This is a genomic window from Ralstonia sp. 24A2 (assembly GCF_051783885.1).
Taxonomy (GTDB): domain Bacteria; phylum Pseudomonadota; class Gammaproteobacteria; order Burkholderiales; family Burkholderiaceae; genus Ralstonia.
This window is the reverse complement of record NZ_JBPVZD010000002.1, coordinates 1,244,656-1,263,201: the sequence shown is the minus strand read 5'-3', so window position 1 is coordinate 1,263,201 and position 18,546 is coordinate 1,244,656. Positions and strand designations below refer to the sequence as shown.

The 18,546-nt window shown below is 66.0% G+C and carries 18 protein-coding genes; 10 read left to right on the top strand and 8 right to left on the bottom strand.

The window, feature by feature from the left end:
• Positions 1-62: 62 nt before the first annotated feature.
• Positions 63-710, top strand: coding sequence for a TetR/AcrR family transcriptional regulator (locus ACS13N_RS10810; RefSeq protein ID WP_438931660.1), 648 nt, complete (start codon positions 63-65; stop codon positions 708-710).
• Here ACS13N_RS10810 and ACS13N_RS10805 read toward each other — a convergent pair.
• The 3 genes from ACS13N_RS10805 to ACS13N_RS10795 form a co-directional block, all read right to left on the bottom strand.
• The gene (locus tag ACS13N_RS10805) at positions 707-1,702 is read right to left on the bottom strand and encodes a M14 family metallopeptidase (RefSeq protein ID WP_438931659.1); all 996 of its coding nucleotides are present in this window, start codon (positions 1,700-1,702) and stop codon (positions 707-709) included. The genes ACS13N_RS10810 and ACS13N_RS10805 overlap by 4 nt on opposite strands.
• 43 nt (positions 1,703-1,745) lie before the next feature.
• On the bottom strand, positions 1,746-3,077 hold the full coding sequence (locus ACS13N_RS10800) for an MFS transporter (protein ID WP_438931658.1): 1,332 nt from the start codon (positions 3,075-3,077) through the stop codon (positions 1,746-1,748).
• Positions 3,078-3,210: 133 nt separating this feature from the next.
• Positions 3,211-4,122 carry a LysR family transcriptional regulator gene (locus ACS13N_RS10795; protein ID WP_438931657.1) on the bottom strand — a complete coding sequence of 304 codons (912 nt, stop codon included), beginning with the start codon at positions 4,120-4,122 and terminating at the stop codon, positions 3,211-3,213.
• Between the two features lie 116 nt (positions 4,123-4,238).
• On the opposite strand from ACS13N_RS10795, the gene ACS13N_RS10790 reads away from it, so the two are divergent.
• Positions 4,239-5,435 (top strand): FAD-dependent oxidoreductase, encoded by a 1,197-nt coding sequence (locus tag ACS13N_RS10790; protein WP_438931656.1) that lies wholly within the window; start codon positions 4,239-4,241, stop codon positions 5,433-5,435.
• Between the two features lie 20 nt (positions 5,436-5,455).
• Positions 5,456-6,013, top strand: a complete 558-nt coding sequence (locus ACS13N_RS10785; protein WP_438932829.1) for a hypothetical protein — start codon at positions 5,456-5,458, stop codon at positions 6,011-6,013.
• Between the two features lie 15 nt (positions 6,014-6,028).
• On the opposite strand, the gene ACS13N_RS10780 is transcribed toward ACS13N_RS10785, so the two are convergent.
• Complete coding sequence (locus tag ACS13N_RS10780) at positions 6,029-6,325, bottom strand: cupin domain-containing protein (protein WP_438931655.1); 297 nt, start codon at positions 6,323-6,325, stop codon at positions 6,029-6,031.
• 172 nt (positions 6,326-6,497) lie between these two features.
• Here ACS13N_RS10780 and ACS13N_RS10775 point away from each other — a divergent pair, with 172 nt between their 5' ends.
• From ACS13N_RS10775 to ACS13N_RS10750, 6 genes are read left to right on the top strand one after another with little or no spacing between them, the layout of a single operon-like run.
• Complete coding sequence (locus tag ACS13N_RS10775; RefSeq protein WP_438931654.1) at positions 6,498-7,667, top strand: ABC transporter substrate-binding protein; 1,170 nt, start codon at positions 6,498-6,500, stop codon at positions 7,665-7,667.
• A gap of 19 nt (positions 7,668-7,686) precedes the next feature.
• Positions 7,687-9,525, top strand: coding sequence for an ABC transporter permease (locus tag ACS13N_RS10770; protein WP_438931653.1), 1,839 nt, complete (start codon positions 7,687-7,689; stop codon positions 9,523-9,525).
• Between the two features lie 32 nt (positions 9,526-9,557).
• A complete protein-coding gene (locus ACS13N_RS10765) occupies positions 9,558-10,124 on the top strand; it encodes an OsmC family protein (protein ID WP_438931652.1) in 567 nt (188 codons plus the stop codon).
• Positions 10,108-10,944 (top strand): ABC transporter ATP-binding protein, encoded by an 837-nt coding sequence (locus ACS13N_RS10760; protein WP_438931651.1) that lies wholly within the window; start codon positions 10,108-10,110, stop codon positions 10,942-10,944. Before ACS13N_RS10765 ends, ACS13N_RS10760 begins: the two co-directional genes overlap by 17 nt.
• Before the next feature lie 7 nt (positions 10,945-10,951).
• Positions 10,952-11,701 (top strand): ABC transporter ATP-binding protein, encoded by a 750-nt coding sequence (locus tag ACS13N_RS10755; RefSeq protein ID WP_048934067.1) that lies wholly within the window; start codon positions 10,952-10,954, stop codon positions 11,699-11,701.
• Between the two features lie 34 nt (positions 11,702-11,735).
• A complete protein-coding gene (locus ACS13N_RS10750) occupies positions 11,736-12,587 on the top strand; it encodes a VOC family protein (RefSeq protein WP_438931650.1) in 852 nt (283 codons plus the stop codon).
• Positions 12,588-12,592: 5 nt separating this feature from the next.
• On the opposite strand, the gene ACS13N_RS10745 is transcribed toward ACS13N_RS10750, so the two are convergent.
• Both ACS13N_RS10745 and ACS13N_RS10740 read right to left on the bottom strand, forming a co-directional pair.
• Entirely contained in the window at positions 12,593-13,333 is a 741-nt protein-coding gene (locus tag ACS13N_RS10745) for a response regulator transcription factor (protein ID WP_438931649.1), read from the bottom strand.
• Between the two features lie 479 nt (positions 13,334-13,812).
• A complete protein-coding gene (locus ACS13N_RS10740) occupies positions 13,813-14,730 on the bottom strand; it encodes a LysR family transcriptional regulator (protein WP_048934065.1) in 918 nt (305 codons plus the stop codon).
• Between the two features lie 152 nt (positions 14,731-14,882).
• On the opposite strand from ACS13N_RS10740, the gene ACS13N_RS10735 reads away from it, so the two are divergent.
• A complete protein-coding gene (locus ACS13N_RS10735) occupies positions 14,883-15,779 on the top strand; it encodes a pirin family protein (RefSeq protein WP_438931648.1) in 897 nt (298 codons plus the stop codon).
• Between the two features lie 39 nt (positions 15,780-15,818).
• Here the strand turns inward: ACS13N_RS10735 and ACS13N_RS10730 are convergent, their stop codons facing one another.
• Together ACS13N_RS10730 and ACS13N_RS10725 are read right to left on the bottom strand one after the other, a co-directional pair.
• Positions 15,819-16,862: a serine/threonine protein kinase gene (locus ACS13N_RS10730; RefSeq protein ID WP_438931647.1), complete on the bottom strand. Its 1,044-nt coding sequence runs from the start codon at positions 16,860-16,862 to the stop codon at positions 15,819-15,821.
• A gap of 3 nt (positions 16,863-16,865) precedes the next feature.
• Entirely contained in the window at positions 16,866-18,527 is a 1,662-nt protein-coding gene (locus ACS13N_RS10725; RefSeq protein WP_438931646.1) for a DEAD/DEAH box helicase, read from the bottom strand.
• Positions 18,528-18,546 lie beyond the last annotated feature (19 nt).

The window sequence follows — 18,546 nt, the reverse complement described above, 5'->3', positions numbered from 1 at the left end:
CTTAAATGTGGTGCACGTCGTCACCACTTTAATTTTTCAGCGTCCTGACGTCAAATAGCGAAATGGAGAAAACATTTGAAACGGCCAAGAAGGGCCGCCCGTATGGAGGAGTGGCGCCGGAAGCACGTGCAGCCGAGCGCCGCGAAGCGCTGATCCGCGCCGGCACGTGCGTCTTTGGCACGGTGGGGTTCCGCAAGGCCACCGTCCGCGCAATCTGCCAGGAAGCCAAGCTGAACGATCGCTACTTCTACGCGGCGTTCGACAGCACGGAAGCGCTGCTGCGCGCGACCTATCAGCAGCATGCCGAGGACTTGCGCGCCCAGGTGTCACAAGCCACGGCCGCCGTGGACGGCACCCTGGAAGCGCGCGTCGATGCCGGCCTGCATGCGTTCTTCGCATTCCTGCGTGACCCATGCGCAGCGCGCGTGCTGCTATTGGAAGTGATGGGCGTGAGCCCGGAGACGGACGCGACCTACCAGCGCAACCTGCTGGAGTTCGGCAAACAGATCATGGCGAACGCGCAGCCGCCCGGCGCCGATGACGCCGACCAGCGCACCGATCACCGCATCATCGGCCTCGCACTCGTGGGTGCGATGACCAACGTGGGTGCTGCCTGGCTGCTGACAGGGTACCGGGACCCCGAAGAGAAGATGGTGCGCAACTGCCGGCAGGTGCTGCTCGGCACGTTGCGAGCCATGGCAGGCGCCTAGGCTACGCCCTCCGACTTGCCCAGCCGGACGACAGTAACGCCCGGCGCCAGATGGCGCAGCGACGGCTGCAGCAACACGCAGTTGTCGTACGGCGTGACGATCTGCATATCGCCGTCGGGACCATCGGTAGCGATGACGGTGCCCGCGCGGGCGATGACCTCCATGCCGCGGTAGTCCTCTGCAAAACGGAAGCCGATGGACTTAGCGACCACCGGGTCAGTCACACGGATGCACCGCACGTCCAGCGCAGGCGCGATGCCCAGCCACGCCGAGACGGCGGATGCATCCACCGTATCCAACGCCACCAGCACGCGTGCACACGCGTCGAGCGCCACATCGCGGCTCACGCGCTCGAAGTGCTGACCGCATTCGATGAGCAGCGCGTTCTTCGGGCTGGCGGCATCGCCAAAGCCACCGTAGTCGCGCAGGCGGCGGCCGGCGGCATGGCCCGCGTCGATCATCAGGTGCGACGGCGCGCCCACCCGGCGGCCGAACGCGACACCCTTTGCCAGCGGGCCGGTCAACATCAGCGGCTCTGCCTTCTCGTGCATCGAGTGGATGTCGAGCAGGTAGTCGACGGTATCGATCACCGGACGCAGCTCACGCGCACGGCGCAGTTCGAGCGTGTTGCCAGGGCCGTCGAACTTGTCGGCGGACCACACGCGGTTCAGGTCTTCATCGATGAAGCGCGTGGCATCCGGGTCGTTGATGTCGAAGCGCTCGTAGGCCTCGACGTTGGCGAACGACAGCGTCAGCTTGCCGCGTGCCGGGCGCACACCGGCGGCCAGCAGCGCATCCACCGCGATCGCGCCGCACAGCTCGTTACCATGCGTGAGCGCGTTGATCATGACGTGCGGACCGGGCACGCCGCTGTCGAACGTGTGCACGTAGTCAACACCGTCCGTGCCGGTCTTCCAGCGGCGGATGTCAGGTTTGCTCAGCTCGATCGGGTACACCGGCAGCGTGGCGCGCAGCGCCTCCAGGGTCATCATGCGAAATCCTTGGGTAGAGACGAAACGAGAAGTCCGTTCGGGTTCAGTGCGCACGCGCGCGGCCGCGCAGCATCCACAGCGACGCCAGGCTGATGAGCGTGGTCGCAAACACGTAGAAGCTCGGCGAGGTCTTGATGTGCGTGACACCAATCAGCCACGTGACGATGAGCGGCGAGAACCCGCCGAAGATCGTCACCGACAAGTTATAGCTCAACGCCAGGCCCGTGCCACGCGTGCGGGTCGGGAAGATGTCGGCCAGCAGCGCAGGCAGCGGTGCCAGGATGGCCGCCAGCAGCACACCCACGATCGCCTGCATGACCAGCAGCGTCCAGAACGTCGGCTGCGCAACCAGCGTGGCGAACATCGGATACGTCGACAGTGCAATCACCACCATTGCAATCGACACCACGCGAATGCTGCCAAAACGATCGGCCAGCAAGCCGAACGCGGGCGCCATCACCATCAGCATCGCTCCGGTGATCATTGTGCAGACGAGCGACGCGCTGGTTGCGATGTGCAGTTGATTGATGGCATAGGTCGGCATGTAGACCTTCTGCACGTAGTTGAATGCGGTGACGGCCACCACCACGCCGGCGCCCAGCAGCAGCCCCGGCAAGCCTTGCGTGAGTGTGTCGCGCAGCGGCGAGCGCTCTTGCAGCGCAGCCGGCGCTTCGGCTTGCATGGCGACGAACTCCGGCGTTTCTGGCGTATGGCGACGGATGTATACGCCGATGGGGCCGATCAGCAGGCCGAACAGGAAGGCCACCCGCCAGCCCCACGATTCCATCTGCGCGGTAGTCAACGCATACGTGAGCCACGCACTCAACCCTGCTGCCAGCAGCGTCGCGAGACCCTGCGTGGCCGCCTGCCAGCTCGCGTTGTAGCCCATGCGCTTGCCGTTGGCATGCTCGATCATGAAGGCCGTGGCGGAGCCAAACTCGCCACCCGCCGAGAAGCCCTGCAGCAGCCGCGCGACGATCACGATGGCCGGCGACCACAGCCCGATCGACGCGTACGTGGGTGCAAACGCGATCATCGCGGTGCCCAGCATCATCAGCAGGATCGACCACGTGAGCGCCGCCTTGCGGCCGACGCGATCGGCATAGCTGCCGAGCACCATCGAGCCCAGCGGCCGCATGATGAACGACACGCCAAACGTGCCGACGGAGAGCATCAGCGAACTCCACGCATCGCCCGTCGGGAAGAACAGCTTGCCGATGGTGATGGCGAAGTAGCCGTAGATCAGCAGGTCGTAGTATTCGAGCGCGTTGCCGACGCTGGCGGCCAGCACGGCGCGCCAGGGTGCGGGGTGTCGGTGCGTGTCAGTGGCCGCGTGTGCGGATGCGCCGCTCGCGTTGAGGGTGTGGGCTGGCAAGGTTGTCTCCCCGTGGTCTGTGCCGATCCGCCTGTTGAACTGCCTGGCGGGCGAAGGTTGCGGGGGAGTCTAGGCGCCGTGCCGGGGCGGCTTGTGCCGTTTCGGCACAAGGCTGGGCTTTTTGCGATGCGGCTCAGGCGATGTCTGTGCGGGCGTTGGCGACCGCCAATTGCCACACCTCGTCTAGCAGCGCGCTCTGGTTGCTGCGTACGCGCATCATGCGGATGTCGACGTAGATGTGCCAGGCCTCGTCGCCAGCGGGGCGCAGTGCGCCGGCATTCAGGTGCGGCTTGGCCAGACGGTAGGGCAGCCATGCCATGCCAAAACCGCGCAGGGCCATCTCTTCCACCGCCTCGTAGAAATCTGCCTGGAACACCGGCTGCAGATGCGCCTTGCGGTCAGCCGCGGCCAGATGGCTGTCGAGCATCTGTCGCAGCGTCAGCCCGCGCGCAAAGGCCAGCCACGGCAGCGGCGCAGCAGCCGTGCCCGGCAACGTGAAGCGTGCACGGCCACGCTTGTCGGGGGCACTCACCGGCACCAGCGTCTCGCTGCCCAGCAGGCAGTTGTCGTACTTGCGCGGGTCGAGCAGCGCATCGGCCTGCGGGCTGGCGTAGGCAATCAGCAAATCGACCGTGCCGTCGGCCAGCGCCAGCACACCCTCCTGCGTGCCGCCCGTCGTCACGGTCAGCGGAAACACGCCGCGCTGGCGCGCCAGCGTTTCATACCAGCCGGGGACGAAGGTACGTGCCAGCGTGCGCCCCGTGCCGATCTTGAGTGCCACCGGCAACTGCGCCTCGCGCAACAGCAACCGGGCATCGTTCAGGCCATCGACCGCATTGGCGGCCGCATCCAGAAACAGCCGCCCGGCCGGCGTGAGCGTGACCGGATGCTCGCTACGCTCCACCAGCGCCGTGCCCACCCACGCCTCCAGCGCCTTGATCCGCCGCCCGAATGCGGGGTGCGTGACGTTGCGGTTCTCGGCGGCGCGGCTGAAGCTGCGCGTTTTCGCCAGTTCCTTGAAGTCTTCCAGCCATTTGATCTGCATGGCGCGTCCAGTGGAGCCGATAGAGGTGTGCGCATTATCTGGCAGGACTGGCGCGAACAGCCTTAACCTGCGTGCCGTATCGTTATCATCTTGAGCAAACGTTCCGCCATGCACTCATGACCGCACCTAGTTCACTGTCCATCGGCATTGCAGGCGCCGGCAACGCCGGTTTGGCCGCCGCCATCGCATTTGCCCGCCAGGGGCATGATGTCCACGTCTACGAAAAGCATCCGCAGTTGACCGCCATGGGCGCGGGGCTGTTAATCCAGCCGCAAGGCATCCGCGCGCTGGAGGCGCTTGGCGTGGGCCGTGAGCTGGAGAACATCGGCGCGCCGATCGACCGGCTGATCGGCCTGAGCCATCGCGGCTGGCGTTTGCTCGACATCGACTACACCGATGCGCCGGGCCGTGCAGTCACACGCCATGCGCTCTCCTCCATGCTGTACGACGCAGCCCTGCGCGCCGGCGCCGCGTTCCACTTCGATTGCGGCATCCAGCAATTGCACCGCGATGGCACGCAGGCACGCGTGACCCACGCACAAGGTGAATCGACCTTCGATCTGTTCGTGATTGCCGACGGCGCGGCCTCCTCGCTGCGCGAACCCGCGGGCCTAGCGGGCCCGTCGAGCACCTACCGCTGGGGCACGCTGTGGTTCCAGGCCTGGGTCGATGGCTGGGATGCGCGCGTGCTGCACCAGCGCTTTCGCGGCACGCGCGAGATGATGGGCCTGCTGCCCACCGATGTGGATGGCCCACGCACACGCCTGTCGATGTTCTGGAGCCTGCCCAGCGATACCGTCGATGCATGGCGCCAAGGCGACATCGCCCAGTGGAAGGCCCACGTGCTGAGCCTGTGGCCGCAAGCCGCACCCGTGGTCGAACAGATCTGCTCGCACGACGACCTGCCCTTTGCCGTGTATCGCCACACATGGCCGCGCGCGCTGGCCAAGCCGCCCTACTGCGTCATCGGCGACGCTGCCCACGCGATGAGCCCGCAGCTCGGCCTGGGGACCACGTTGGCGGCGCAAGATGCACTGGCGCTGGCCTCCGCCGTGCAGGAACACGGCCCCGTCGACGGCGCCCTCGCCTATCACGCACGCCGGTTACGCACCGTGCAGGCTTACCAAACCCTCAGCCGCGCGCTCACGCCATGTTTCCAGGCGCAATACGGCGGCTGGGCGCGCGACCTGGTGTTCACCACCGGCCTGCGCATTCCCGGCGTGGCATGGCTCATGAAACGCAGCCTGGCCGAGCCGCCCGCGCGCAATGCTGCCCGCACCGCCACACCCGCAAGTGAAAAGACGCAAGCATGAACCTGACCTCATCCACCGACATGTCGTTGCTGCACAGCCTGTTGCCTGAACACCAGTTCAGCGAGCAGCATCAGATCCGCATCGATGCCGCTCCCGGGCGCGTGCTCAACATGGTGTCTCGATTGGAGGTCAGCGATTTCCCGCTGGCGCAGCTGTTCCTGCATCTGCGCGCGGTGCCGGCACGCCTTGCCGCGCTGGCGGGCAAACATAGCGAGCGCCGCGTCGACGCGGGGTTCGGGTTGCATGACTTCATCAAGCTCGGCCGGGATGGCGATCGTGAACTCGCGCTGGGTCTGGTCGGCAAGTTCTGGGAGCCCGATGGTGGGCTCGTTGATGTGCAGGCAAGCGAATTCCGCACGTTTTCCGCAGCCGGCGTACTCAAGCTGGTGATGACGTTCGTAACCCAGCCCGACAGCGCAGGCGGCACGCTGCTCACCACCCGCACCTGTGTGCATTGCCCGGACGACGCCTCGCGCCGCCGCTTCACGCCCTACTGGCTGCTGATCCGCATCCCGAGCGGGTTGATCCGCCGCATGATGCTCAAGCGCATCAAGCAACTGGCCGAGGCACGTGCGTAGTCCGCAACGTGCCGCTTACACGTCCAGAATGACCAGCGTGCCAGCACTGCCGGCGTCCACGCTGTGCGGCACGCCCGCCGGCACCACATAGACTTCACCGCGCGAGACCGTCACCGCCTGGCCATGAATGCGCAGGCGCAGCTCACCGTCGATCACCAGCAGGCCCTCGGCATAGTCGTGCACTTCATCGGGATACGGCGTGCCGTCCATGCGCAGCACCTTGAAGTTGCCGCCGCCAAAACGCTCCAGCACACGAGACGACCACGCTTTCGGTAGCGCTTGCGCAAACGCATTCAGATTGACCAGTGACACAGAAAGCTCGGCCCGGAGGATGGGACGCCGAGCATAGCACCGCCGATTCGCACACGCATGGCGTGCATGCTTGCTCGCGCGAATATGCATGCTCCAAACCGTTCGTTGGCGCGCACGCACGGCCAGCCCATAGTGATTGCTTCCCTGACTTTCCTGAGCGATGGAGCAAACGATGGCTGTGCTGCATGGATGGCGCCGTTGGTGGATCGGTGCAACGTGGGTGGTGGCTGCCGCTGCCGGGGGGCACGCCCTGGCGGCGCCCGCCTCCGGCGAGCCGCTGTTCTTCGGCGTCTCGGGCCCGCTGACCGGGCAGAACGCGCAGTACGGCGCGCAGTGGAAGGCCGGTTTCGACCTGGCGCTGGAGCAGATCAACGCTGCCGGCGGCATCCACGGGCGCCCGCTGCAATACGTCTTCGAAGACAGCCAGAGCGACCCACGCCAGGCAGTAGCCATTGCACAGAAATTCGTGGCCGACCGCCGTATCCTCATCGAGCTGGGGGATTTCTCCAGCCCCGCCTCGATGGCCGCTTCGCCGATCTATCAGCGCGCGGGACTGGTGCAGTTGGGCTTCACCAACTCGCACCCGGATTTCACCAAGGGCGGTGATTTCATCTGGAGCCCATCGGTCAGCCAGGCCGATGCGCAACCGCTGCTGGCCGATCTGGCCGTCAAGACCGAAGGCTTCAAGCGCGTGGCCGTGCTGTACCTGAACACCGATTGGGGCCGCACCAGCAAGGATGTGTTCGCGGCAGCAGTCAAACAACACGGCGCGCAAGTGGTGGCCGCCGAGGGCTATCAGCCTGACGAAAAGGATTTCCGCTCCACGCTCGTACGTGTGCGGGATGCCAAGCCTGACGGCATCGTCCTGATCTCGTACTACGCAGACGGCGCACTCATTGCCGGCCAGTTGCGCGCCACCGGCATTCAATTGCCGATCGTGGCCGCCAGCTCGGTGTATTCGCCCAAGTTCCTGGAGCTGGGGGCGGCTGCCGTCAATGGCGTAGCGACCAACACCACGTTCTTCCCCGACGAGCCGCGCCCGGAGGTGCAGACCTTCGTCAAACAGTTCCGCACCAAGTACCAGCGCGACCCCGACGCCTTCAACGCCTTCGCCTACGACGCCGTCATCCTGGCCGCCGAAGCACTGAAGGCCGGCGGCACCGACCGCCGCGCCATCCGCGACGCGCTGCCCAAGCTGCGCGACGTGCCCAGCGTGGTCTTCGGCCGCGCCACGTTCGACCCGAACACGCGCCGCGTACTGGGCGTGCGCAGCGTCAACGTGGTGGTCAAGGACGGCAAGTGGGCGCTGCTTGAGCGCAAGTCGACGGTGGCATCGCAATAGCACGACGGGTGGTTTGACGATGGAATCGCTGTGGCATGGAGCGTGGCTGGATTACACGGTCAACGGGCTCGTCGTCGGCAACATCTATGCGTTGCTGGCGGTGGGGCTGGCGTTGATCTTCGGCGTCTCGCACCTGATCAACTTTGCGCATGGCTCGGTCTATACCGTGGGTGCGTTCCTGGGCTGGTTTGCCATCACGCATCTGCACGCGCCGCTGTGGGCGACGATCCTGCTGGTGATTGTCGGCTCGGCGCTGCTGGGCATGGGCATCGAGCGCGTGGGGCTGCGTCCGCTGGCAAACGCGCCGCGCATTGCGCCGCTGCTGGCCACCATCGGTTTGAGCTATGTGATCGACCAGGCCGTGCAGTTGCTCGCTGGGCCCGACCCGCGTGCGCTACCAAGCCCGCTGCCCGATTGGCGCCTGACGCTCGGCGGCGGCGGCATCGGCGCGCTGGATGTGCTGATCGCAGGGCTGGGGCTGGCCAGTGCGGCCGTGCTGTTCGTCTTCCTGCGCTACGCGCGCCTGGGCTGGGCGGTACGCGCCACCGCGCAAGACCGCGACGCCGCGCGCCAGATGGGCGTAAGCACCCATGCAGTTAACCAGGCGGTGTTTGCGATTGCCTCGGCGCTGGGCGGCCTGAGCGGCCTGCTGGTCGGCATGTACTACAACAACATCAGCCCGGCGATGAGCTTTCAGGCCACGCTCAAGGGCGTGGTGGCGGTGGTGATCGGCGGCGTAGGCAATGTGCCCGGTGCGATTGCCGGCAGCCTGCTGCTGGGCCTGACGGAAAGCTACGGCGTGGCGCTGTTCGGCACGCCCTATCGCAACCTGTTCGCCTTCCTGTTGCTGCTGGGCGTGCTGGCGTGGCGGCCCAATGGGTTGTTCGCACGCAAGCCGGCACTGCCGCCTGAGCCGATGACCGGCACCTTCATCGCACCAAGCCGGCCGATCCACGTGCCGCGCTGGGTGTGGCCCGTGGCAGTTGCGGTGCTGGCGTTGATTCCGCTCACCGGCATCTCGCCATACGTCGTGCAGGTGCTGACCAATGCCTGGCTCTATGCGCTGCTCGCGCTGTCGCTCTCGCTGGTGGCCGGCACGGCGGGGCAGATCTCGCTCGGGCACGCTGGTCTGCTGGCAATCGGTGCCTATGCATCGGCGTTGCTGGCGATCGATGCCCATGTGCCGGTGCTGCTGGCGGTGCTCCTGGCAGGCATCGTCACCGCCGGGCTTGGCACGCTGCTGGTGCTGCCGGCGTTCCGCCTGCGTGGGCACTACGTGTCGATTGCCACGCTCGGCATCGGCGAGATCATCGCGCTGGTCATCCTCAACTGGGAAAGCATGACGCGCGGGCCGATCGGGGTGGCGGGTATTCCGCCGCTGGCGGTGGGCAGCCTGGCACTCGATTCCGCGGCGGCGTTCTATTGGGTGGGCCTGGCCGCGGCGGTTGCGCTAGCGCTGCTGCAGCGCCGCCTGCTCGGTACGCACCTGGGCCGCAGCTTGCGCGCCATCCGTGACGACGACGTCGCAGCCCGCGCCTATGGCATCTCACCGGCGCGCTACAAGGCGCTGGCGTTCGGCGTGGGCGGCTTTGCGGCGGGCATTGCCGGCGCGTTGACGGCGCATCAATACAGCTACATCAACCACGAGACCTTCGGCTCTCCGATCTCCATCCTGGCGCTGACCATGGTGATCCTCGGCGGCCTGGGCAACGTGGCGGGAGCGGTGATCGGCGCGGTGGCACTGGTCGGCCTGCCTGAACTGTTTCGCGTGACGGCCGAGTACCGCATCCTGATCGTCGGCCTCACCCTTCTGCTGCTGGTCCGCTTCCGCCCGCAGGGGCTGCTGGGAACGGTCTGAGCAGTCCAACGCATGACTCCCAAGAGGGCCCCATGAGCACACTCAACGACTACCTGATCGAGAAACGCGCGGCCGTGCTGGCCCGTGATGCACGCATCGCCGCCGGCACCTTCGAGCCGGTGCGGCTGGCCGCCAGCGTGAGCGCCGAGGGGCGCAGCGGCGTACGCCGCGTGCGCATCCGCGAGCACCAGATCATCAGCGACAGCCCGCCCGACTTTGCCGGCTACAACCTCGGGGCCAGTTCTCCGGAGCAGCAGTTGGGCGTGCTTGGGTCCTGCGTCACGCATATCTTCCTGATCCAGGCCGCGCAGCATCAGGTGCCGATCGATTCGCTGGAGGTGGAGGTGACGGGCCAGATCGATGCTCGCGCTGGCCACCCTGGCTTTGAGCACGTTCCCGTCTATCCGCACGACATCGGCTACACGGTGCACATCGCGTCACCGGCATCGCGCGAGCAGCTCGATACGCTGTTCGAGGCAGTCGAGCGCACCTGCCCGATCCTGAACCTGCTCAAGCATCCGCAAAATATTCGCGCCACGCTGCAACACACGCGCACGGGCGCCGCGCAAACGCAGGCCAGCGATGCCGTCCCGGCTTGAACTGCGTGGCGTGACGCGTCGCTTCGGCGGGCTGACGGCCGTTGACGGCATCAGCCTGGACGTGGCCGACGGCGAAGTCGTCAGCCTGATCGGCCCGAACGGTGCGGGCAAGACCACGCTGTTCAACCTCATCACCGGCGTCGACACACCGGACGCCGGCACGGTGCGCGTGGATGGCATCGACACGACCGGCAGGCGTGCCGAGCAGCTTGCTGCCGCCGGCCTGGCACGCACGTTCCAGCACGGCCGCGTATTCGGCAACCTGAGCGTGCTCGACAACGTGCTGATTGGCGCGCACGCCCAGCTGCGCGCGGTGCGGCCTGCGTGGCCCGTGATCGGCCCGCTTGCCGAACTGGCGCTTGCGCTGTGGCGCCCGGCGCGCGTACGCGACGAAGAAGCTGCGCTGCACGCGCAAGCGCTCGACATCCTCGCCCTCTTCGGCGAGCGCCTGCTGCCCCGCCTGCATCAGCCCACCTACACGCTGTCGTATGCGAACCGCCGCCGCGTGGAGATCGCCCGCGCGCTCGCCGCCCGCCCTCGCCTGCTGCTGCTCGATGAGCCCACCGCCGGCATGAACGAGAGCGAAACCGCCGAGATGCAGCAGATCATCGCCACGCTCAAGGCGCGCGGCCAGACCATTCTCCTGATCGAGCACAAGCTGGAACTCGTGATGCAGCTCTCTGACCGCGTGATCGCCATGGATGACGGCCGCAAGATCGCCGAGGGCCCGCCCGATACGGTACGCAACGATCCCGCTGTTGTCGAAGCCTATCTTGGCCACCGCGCCGTGGGCGAAGCGCCCGACGCCCTGGCTGCATGAACCCCACATGACCACGCTCGCCCCTTCCGCTCCGCTGCTGCGCCTGAGCCACATCAACACGCACTATGGTCCGGCGCAAGTGCACTTTGACGTGAACCTGGACGTGCAACACGGCCAGATCGTCAGCCTGCTGGGCGGCAATGCCAGCGGCAAGTCGACGTCGATGAAACTGATCCTCGGGCTGCACAAGCCGACCTCTGGCGATGTGCAGATCGACGGCGCCTCCACCCTCAAGCTGTCGACGCCGCAGATCATCCGTCTGGGCGTGGCGTCGGTGCCCGAAGCGCGGCGATTGTTCGGCGCCATGACAGTGCGCGAGAACCTGCTGATGGGCGCCTTCACGCGCAACCCGCACCGCGAGCGCGCCGCCATTGCAGAAGACTACGAACGCATGCTTGCCCTGTTCCCACGCGTGAAAGAGCGCCTGCACGCGCTGGCCGGCACGCTCTCGGGCGGTGAACAGCAGATGGTGGCCATGGCGCGCGCGCTGATGGGCCGCCCGCGCTTGATCTGCATGGATGAGCCGACGATGGGCCTCTCCCCACGCTATGTCGACCACGTACTGGACCTCATCGCCCAGGTGAACGCGACGGGCGTGTCGGTCTTCATGGTCGAACAGAATGCCAGCCTCGCCCTGCGCATCGCCCACCATGGCTACGTGCTGCAGAACGGCCGCATCGTGCTGTCGGGCCCGGCGCGCGAATTGCTGCACGACCCGCGCATCCGCCATGCCTACCTCGGCGGTGAAGCCGCCTGAAGCTGCCGCATTCCCCCACCCAACCGGAACCGCCATGAGCCTGACCCTGGACCACATCGTCATCCGCGTGAATGATCTCGAGCACGTCATTGCCGACTACACCGCACTCGGCTTTACCGTGCAGCGTGGCGGCACCCATGCCGATGGCGTCACACACAACGCCCTAGTGGGTTTTGCCGATGGCAGCTATCTGGAGTTGATTGCCTTCCTCCAGCCCGCGCCCGAGCGCCGCTGGTGGACGCTCGGCGAGCAGCATGGCGCCGGCTATGTCGACTTTGCCCTGCTGCCGCACAACGTGGGGGCAGTGGTCGGTGCGGCGCGCGCACGCGGGCTCGACTATGAAGGCCCGCTACCCGGCGGCCGCCTGCGCCCCGATGGCGAACAACTGCGTTGGGAACTCGGCCGTCCGGCCACCTCCGATCTGCCCTTTCTGTGCGGCGACATCACACCGCGCCATCTGCGCGTGCGCGAAGGCGACGTACGCGAGCACGCCAACGGCGTGCGCGGCATCGCATCAGTAACGGTGGTGGTACGGGATATCGAAACGAGCCTGGCGCGCTATCGCGCGCTGCTCGGATTGACGCCGGAACCGGCGCCAGTGACGTTGTCCGGTATCGGGATCGCCACGGTCGTGTTGCCGGTGGGCAGTGCGTCCGTGGTGTTGGTCAGCCCGCTGCCGGGCAGCGCCCTGCCGGCAGCCGCAGACCTGGAACACAGACTCAGCACGCGCGGAGAAGGCGTGCTGGGGCTGACACTGGCGGGTGCGCACAGTGCAGCCGCCTCATTGCCCGCCGCACAAACGCACGGCGCGTGGATCACCCTGCAACCGGGTCATCCCGCGCCATCCGTGCCGGACAATGCGCCGGCTGAAACCGTGCTCACCTGAGCCCGTCACACCTCGTACGGCACAGCCTCGTCGCCCACCAGTGAGCCTGCCTCATCTGCCGGCTTCAGGTGGTCCAGTCGATAGCCGTGCTTGTACACGGCCACCAGGCGCACCTCGTTCACCGGCTCGATGTTCAGTTTCATGCGGATGCGTGAGACGTGGCTGTCGATCGTACGTGTGTACTCCGACGAGTTGCGCCCCCACACCTGCCCGAAGATGTGGTCACGCGAGAGCGTGCGGCCCACGTTCGAGAACAGCAGCAGCGCGAGCTGGAACTCAATGCCGGTCAGCGTGACAGGCTCACCGTGCAGCGTGACCTGCTGACGCTGCGGATTAAAGTGGAACGGGCCCACGTCAAACGGCAGACGACCGTACGGAATCGGATAGGCACGACGCAGCAGCGCATCAACGCGCGCGCGCAGTTCAGGAATACGGAACGGCTTGGTGATGTAGTCATCAGCGCCCTGCGTGAGTGCACGCACCAGGCCCTTCTCGCTCTCTTCGGCCGTCACGAACAGGATCGGCAGGACATCTTTGTGGCGGCTACGCACAACGCTCAGCACATCGATGCCAAGCATGCCCGGCGTATGCCAGTCGAGGATCAGCATGTCGTACGAAGAGCGGCCCAGCATGCGCAGCAGCGTTGCGCCGTCGGTATAGGTGACCACGTCGTGGCCGGACTGGGACAGGATCTGGACGATGACTTCGCTCTGGAAAGGATCGTCTTCAAGCAAGGCGATACGCATGTTCGGTTCCATGAAAGATGCGCACATGCGGCCGGGATGGCGTGGGCTCTCACGGCAACTGCAGCAGCCCAATCGGACGCACTCTCAAGCGATCCGTTGCATGTGTTATTTCCATGCAATTTTGTTGGCAAGGTGTGCCACAAACCATGAGAAGAGTCCTAATTTGTGGAGACGCTTCCAAGCTTCACCGTTATGTGCTGATGAGGAACAAGAGCGGCGCGAACAAAAAAAAGCCCGGACAAACGAGGTCCGGGCGGCGGTGTTTCTCACAACGTGACGGGATCAGAAACACCCAAGGGTCGCGTATGCCGGACACGCTGCAGCACACCGGGGGGACGCACTGCAACGCTTCACGGGGGTGACGTCAAGGAGGTCGACGTAGTTGTCCGGCAAACGTGGAGCGGATGATGCCGCGCCACATGCATGGACGGATCATTCGTCACAACATTTGACGAGCCACCATGCCCGGTGGCGACACCTCAGGTGGGATCAGCGTTTTCCAGCTCCTGCCGGATCGACTCCGTCAGCATGTCGATCAGCAGGCGAACCCGCTTGGGCACGAACCGCGCAGATGGCGTCACGAGATTGATCGGCTCACCGCTGGTGGCGTAGTCGGGCAACACGCGCACGAGGCGCGGCAGTGGCGCGTTCGCACGGGCAATGCCGCTCGCATACAAGGGCAGCGGACCGATGCCGGTGCCGGAGGCGATGAGCGTTTCCAGGTAGATCAGGCTGTCGGCATTCAGGCGCGCACGCACGGCCACGGTCTTGAGGCCGTCGGGGCCGACCAGGCGCCACTGCGTCTCGCCCCGGCCAGTACCGCGGAAGTCGAGACAGCAGTGATCGGCCAGTTCCTGCACCGTCTGGGGCACACCGCGCCGCTGCAAGTATTCCGGCGAGGCGAACAGCCCGATGCGCAGCACGCCCAACGGTCGCGCCACGAGCGAACTGTCGGCGAGGCGTCCGACACGTACCGCAAGATCGAAGCCCTCCTGCACCAGATCGACATTGCGCGGTGAGAGCACGACATCCAGGTCGATGTCCTGGTATTGCTGCATGAAACGCGCGGCCACCGGCGCGACCAGCAGGCGCCCCACGTCTTCGGAGGACGTGAGCCGCACTTTGCCGCGCGGGGTGTCCTGCAGTTCACCCGCACAGGTTGTCGCGCGCTCAATGTCTTCCAGTGCGTGCGACGCCACCTGATACAGGCTCTGGCCTGCATCCGTCAGATGCAGCGTGCGCGTGGTGCGCTGTAACAGACGTACGTTCAAATCCTGTTCCAGCGCGGCAATGCCCCGGCTGACGGACGATTTGGGCAAATCCAGGCGCGCGGCGGCGGCGGTAAAGCTGCCCGCCTCGACAACGCGCACGAACAGCGACAATTGGTTCAGATCCACGTGGTTTCCTCCTCTTGTGGTTGTGCTCGCCGGTCTGTGTTTTTAATTGTCCCGCCGGGAGCAACATTTTTTCCCACGATAACCGACTAGTGCCAAAGGGGCAACCACCCTACATTGTGGGTATGACAAATCCCCAATTTCAGGAGAAGCACATGGAAACCCTCGTGCAACCTCGTGTGCAACACGCTCGCCGTGTGGAGCGCATCGTCACCGGCCGGCCCACTTCGGACGGCGCGGGCGTGAAGCTCACGCGCGTGCTGACGAACAACCTGCAGCGCCGGCTCGATCCGTTTCTGATGCTCGACGCCTTCCGTAGCGACGATCCGAACGACTACCTGGCTGGCTTTCCCGATCACCCACACCGCGGCTTTGAAACGGTGACGTACATGATCGCGGGCCGTATGCGCCACCGCGACAGCGCCGGCCACGAAGGCCTGCTGCAACACGGCGGCGTGCAGTGGATGACGGCTGGCAGCGGCGTCGTGCACTCCGAGATGCCGGAACAGGAAGATGGCGTGATGGAAGGCTTCCAGCTCTGGCTGAACCTGCCTGCGCGCGACAAGATGACGACGCCGTGGTACCGCGACATCCCGTCGGCCGAGATTCCCGAGTTCACGACGGAAGACGGCGTGGCGGTGCGCGTGATCGCTGGTGAGTCGCACGGTGTGCAAGGCGCGATGACGCGGGAAGCGACGCAGCCGCTGTATCTGGACATCACGCTGCCAGCGGGCGCGTCGTTTGCACAGCCGCTGCCGGTGGGGCACAACGCGTTCGTCTACGTGTTCCGTGGCAGCGCGCTGGTGGGCGATGCTGAAGCACCGGGCAATGCCGGCCTCCAGCGCGTGGACGACAAGCAGATGGCCATCCTCGCCAACACGGAGGGCAGCGACGGCGTGGTCATCCGCGCGGGGGATGCTGAGGCACGCGTGCTGGTGGTGGCAGGTAGGCCGCTGAACGAGTCGATCGCGCAGTACGGCCCGTTCGTGATGAACACGCAGGAAGAGATCTTCCAAGCGGTGCGTGACTTCCAGGCTGGCAAGTTCGCCTAAAGCGTTCGCATTTGCCCAAAGAAAAACCGCCGCTCGGTTTCACCAGAGCGGCGGTTCGTCCAACAGCGCGATCTGCTCGCGCAACTCCAATACCCGGTCCTGCCAGTAGCGTTGCGTGTTGAACCATGGAAACGCGGCGGGAAACGCCGGATCATTCCAGCGACGCGCCAACCACGCGCTGTAGTGCAGCAAGCGCAGCGTGCGCAACGCTTCCACCAGATACAACTCGCGCGTGTCGAATTCGCAAAAGTCTTCGTAGCCGGCCAGCACGCTGGCGAGCTGCGATTGCATCGACGCGCGATCGCCCGAGAGCAGCATCCACAGATCCTGCACGGCGGGGCCGGTGCGGCTGTCGTCAAAGTCGACGAAGTGCGGGCCGGCCGAGCGCAACGGGTCACCCTGTTTGGCGTCGGCCTCTTCGATCCAGAGAACGTTCGACGCATGGCAGTCGCCATGCAGGCGCAGCAGTGCTACGTCACCCGCGCGGTCGTAGCAGCGGCGCACGCCGTCGAGCGCGGCATCGGCCACGCTGCGCCAGGCGGGCAGCAGATCGGGCGGGATGAAATCGTGTTCGAGCAGCCAGTCGCGCGATTGCACGCCGAAGGTGTCGATGTCGAGCGCAGGCCGCGCCATGAACGGGCGTTGTGCGCCCACAGCGTGGATGCGGCCAAGGAAGCGGCCCATCCACTCGAGCGTGTCGTCGCGGTCGATGGCGGGCACGCGGCCGGCGCAGCGCGGGAAGACCGCGAAGTGCCAGCGTTCGAACGCGTGGAGCGTGCGGCCATCGATCTCCAGCGGAGCGATGACCGGGATCTCGGCAGCCGCGAGTTCCGCCGTGAAGGCATGTTCCTCGACGATCTGCGCGTCGTTCCAGCGGCCCGGTCGATAGAACTTGACCACCACCGGCGCGCTGTCTTCCACGCCGACTTGGTAGACGCGGTTCTCGTAGCTGTTGAGCGCGAACATGCGGCCGTCCGGCATCAGCCCGACCTGCGCCAACGCATCGAGGATGCTGTCGGGCGTCAGGCCATCGTATGGCGCTTCGGCTGATGCGGGTTGGCCGCTGTCGTCGCTACTGTGCATGCGTCAGGCTTTGCGGCCGCCCAGCAACGCTGCCGCCTTGGCGAACAGGCCGTTGAACGGCTGCTTGGCAGGTTGTGCCGCCTTCTGGGCCGGTTGCGCAGCTTGCGTGTTCGAAGAACGACGCTGACCGCCCTGCCCGTTGCCTTGCGCTTGCCCCTGGCGCTGACCACGTCCCTGCGATTGACCGTTGCCCGCGCCATTGCGATGACCGCCCTGCGGCTTCGGTGCTGCCTGGCCATCGCGCTGGCCTTGTGCTTGTCGTTGGCGGCTGCCGCCGCCGTTGCGACCCTGACCTTGGCTTTGGCCCTGACCTTGGCCCTGACCATTACCGCTCGACTCACGACGTGGTTCGCGGGGCTCACGCGGAGCACGTGGCTCGCGCGGTGCAACGTTGCCGCCCGCCGCTTGGCGCGGTTGCTGGCTGCGACCACCGCCCGGGCGACCGCCACGCGCATTACCGCCACGGCCGGCCGAGTTGCGGCCATTCGGAATCGGCTCCGGCGCGATGCTCGGATCCGGCTCGAAACCTTCCAGCACGGTGCGCGGCAGTTCACGCTTGATCAGGCGTTCGATGTCGCGCAGCAGGCCGTGCTCATCCACGCAGACCAGCGAGATCGCCTCGCCCTGCGCACCCGCGCGGCCCGTACGGCCGATACGGTGCACATAGTCTTCCGGCACGTTCGGCAGGTCGAAGTTGACCACGTGCGGCAGTTGGTCAATGTCGATGCCGCGTGCTGCGATATCGGTGGCAACCAGCACGCGCAGCGTGTTGGCCTTGAACTCCGACAGCGCACGCGTGCGTGCCGACTGGCTCTTGTTGCCGTGAATCGCCAGCGCGGGAATACCGTCACGCGAGAGCTGTTCGGCCAGACGGTTCGCGCCGTGCTTGGTGCGCGTGAAGACCAGCACCTGGTGCCAGTCGTTGTCGCGCACGAGCTTGGCGAGCAGTTCGCGCTTGCGCTCGCGGTCCACCGGGTAGATGCGTTGCTCGACTGTCTCGGCCGTGGTGTTGCGGCGTGCGACTTCGATCAATGCCGGCTTGTCGAGCAGGCGATCCGCCAGTTCGCGGATGTCGTCCGAGAACGTGGCCGAGAACAGCAGGTTCTGACGCTTCGGCGGCAGGATGTTGAGGATCTTGCGGATGTCGTGGATGAAGCCCATGTCGAGCATGCGGTCAGCTTCGTCCAGCACCAGCAGTTCGATGTACGACAGGTCGATGGTGCGCTGGCCCACGTGGTCCAGCAAACGGCCCGGCGTGGCCACGACGATATCGACACCGCGCTTGAGCGCATCGATCTGCGGGTTGATGCCAACGCCGCCGAACATCACCATCGACTTCAGCGGCAGGTATTTGCCATAGGCGCGCACGCTCTCTTCCACCTGCGCGGCGAGTTCACGCGTGGGGGTCAGCACCAGCGCGCGAACGGGGAAGCGCATGCCGTTGGGCGTCTGCACCTTGTTCGGCTGCGTGGCAGAGAGGCGGTGCAGCAGCGGCAGCGTAAAGCCGGCGGTCTTGCCGGTGCCGGTCTGTGCGCCGGCGAGCAGGTCACCGCCCTTGAGGATGGCGGGGATGGCCTGGCGTTGAATCGGGGTGGGTTCTGCGTAGCCGAGTTCGGCCACGGCGCGTACCAGCTTGTCTGACAAGCCGAGTTCGGAAAACGACATGGAAAAGCAATTGGACCGG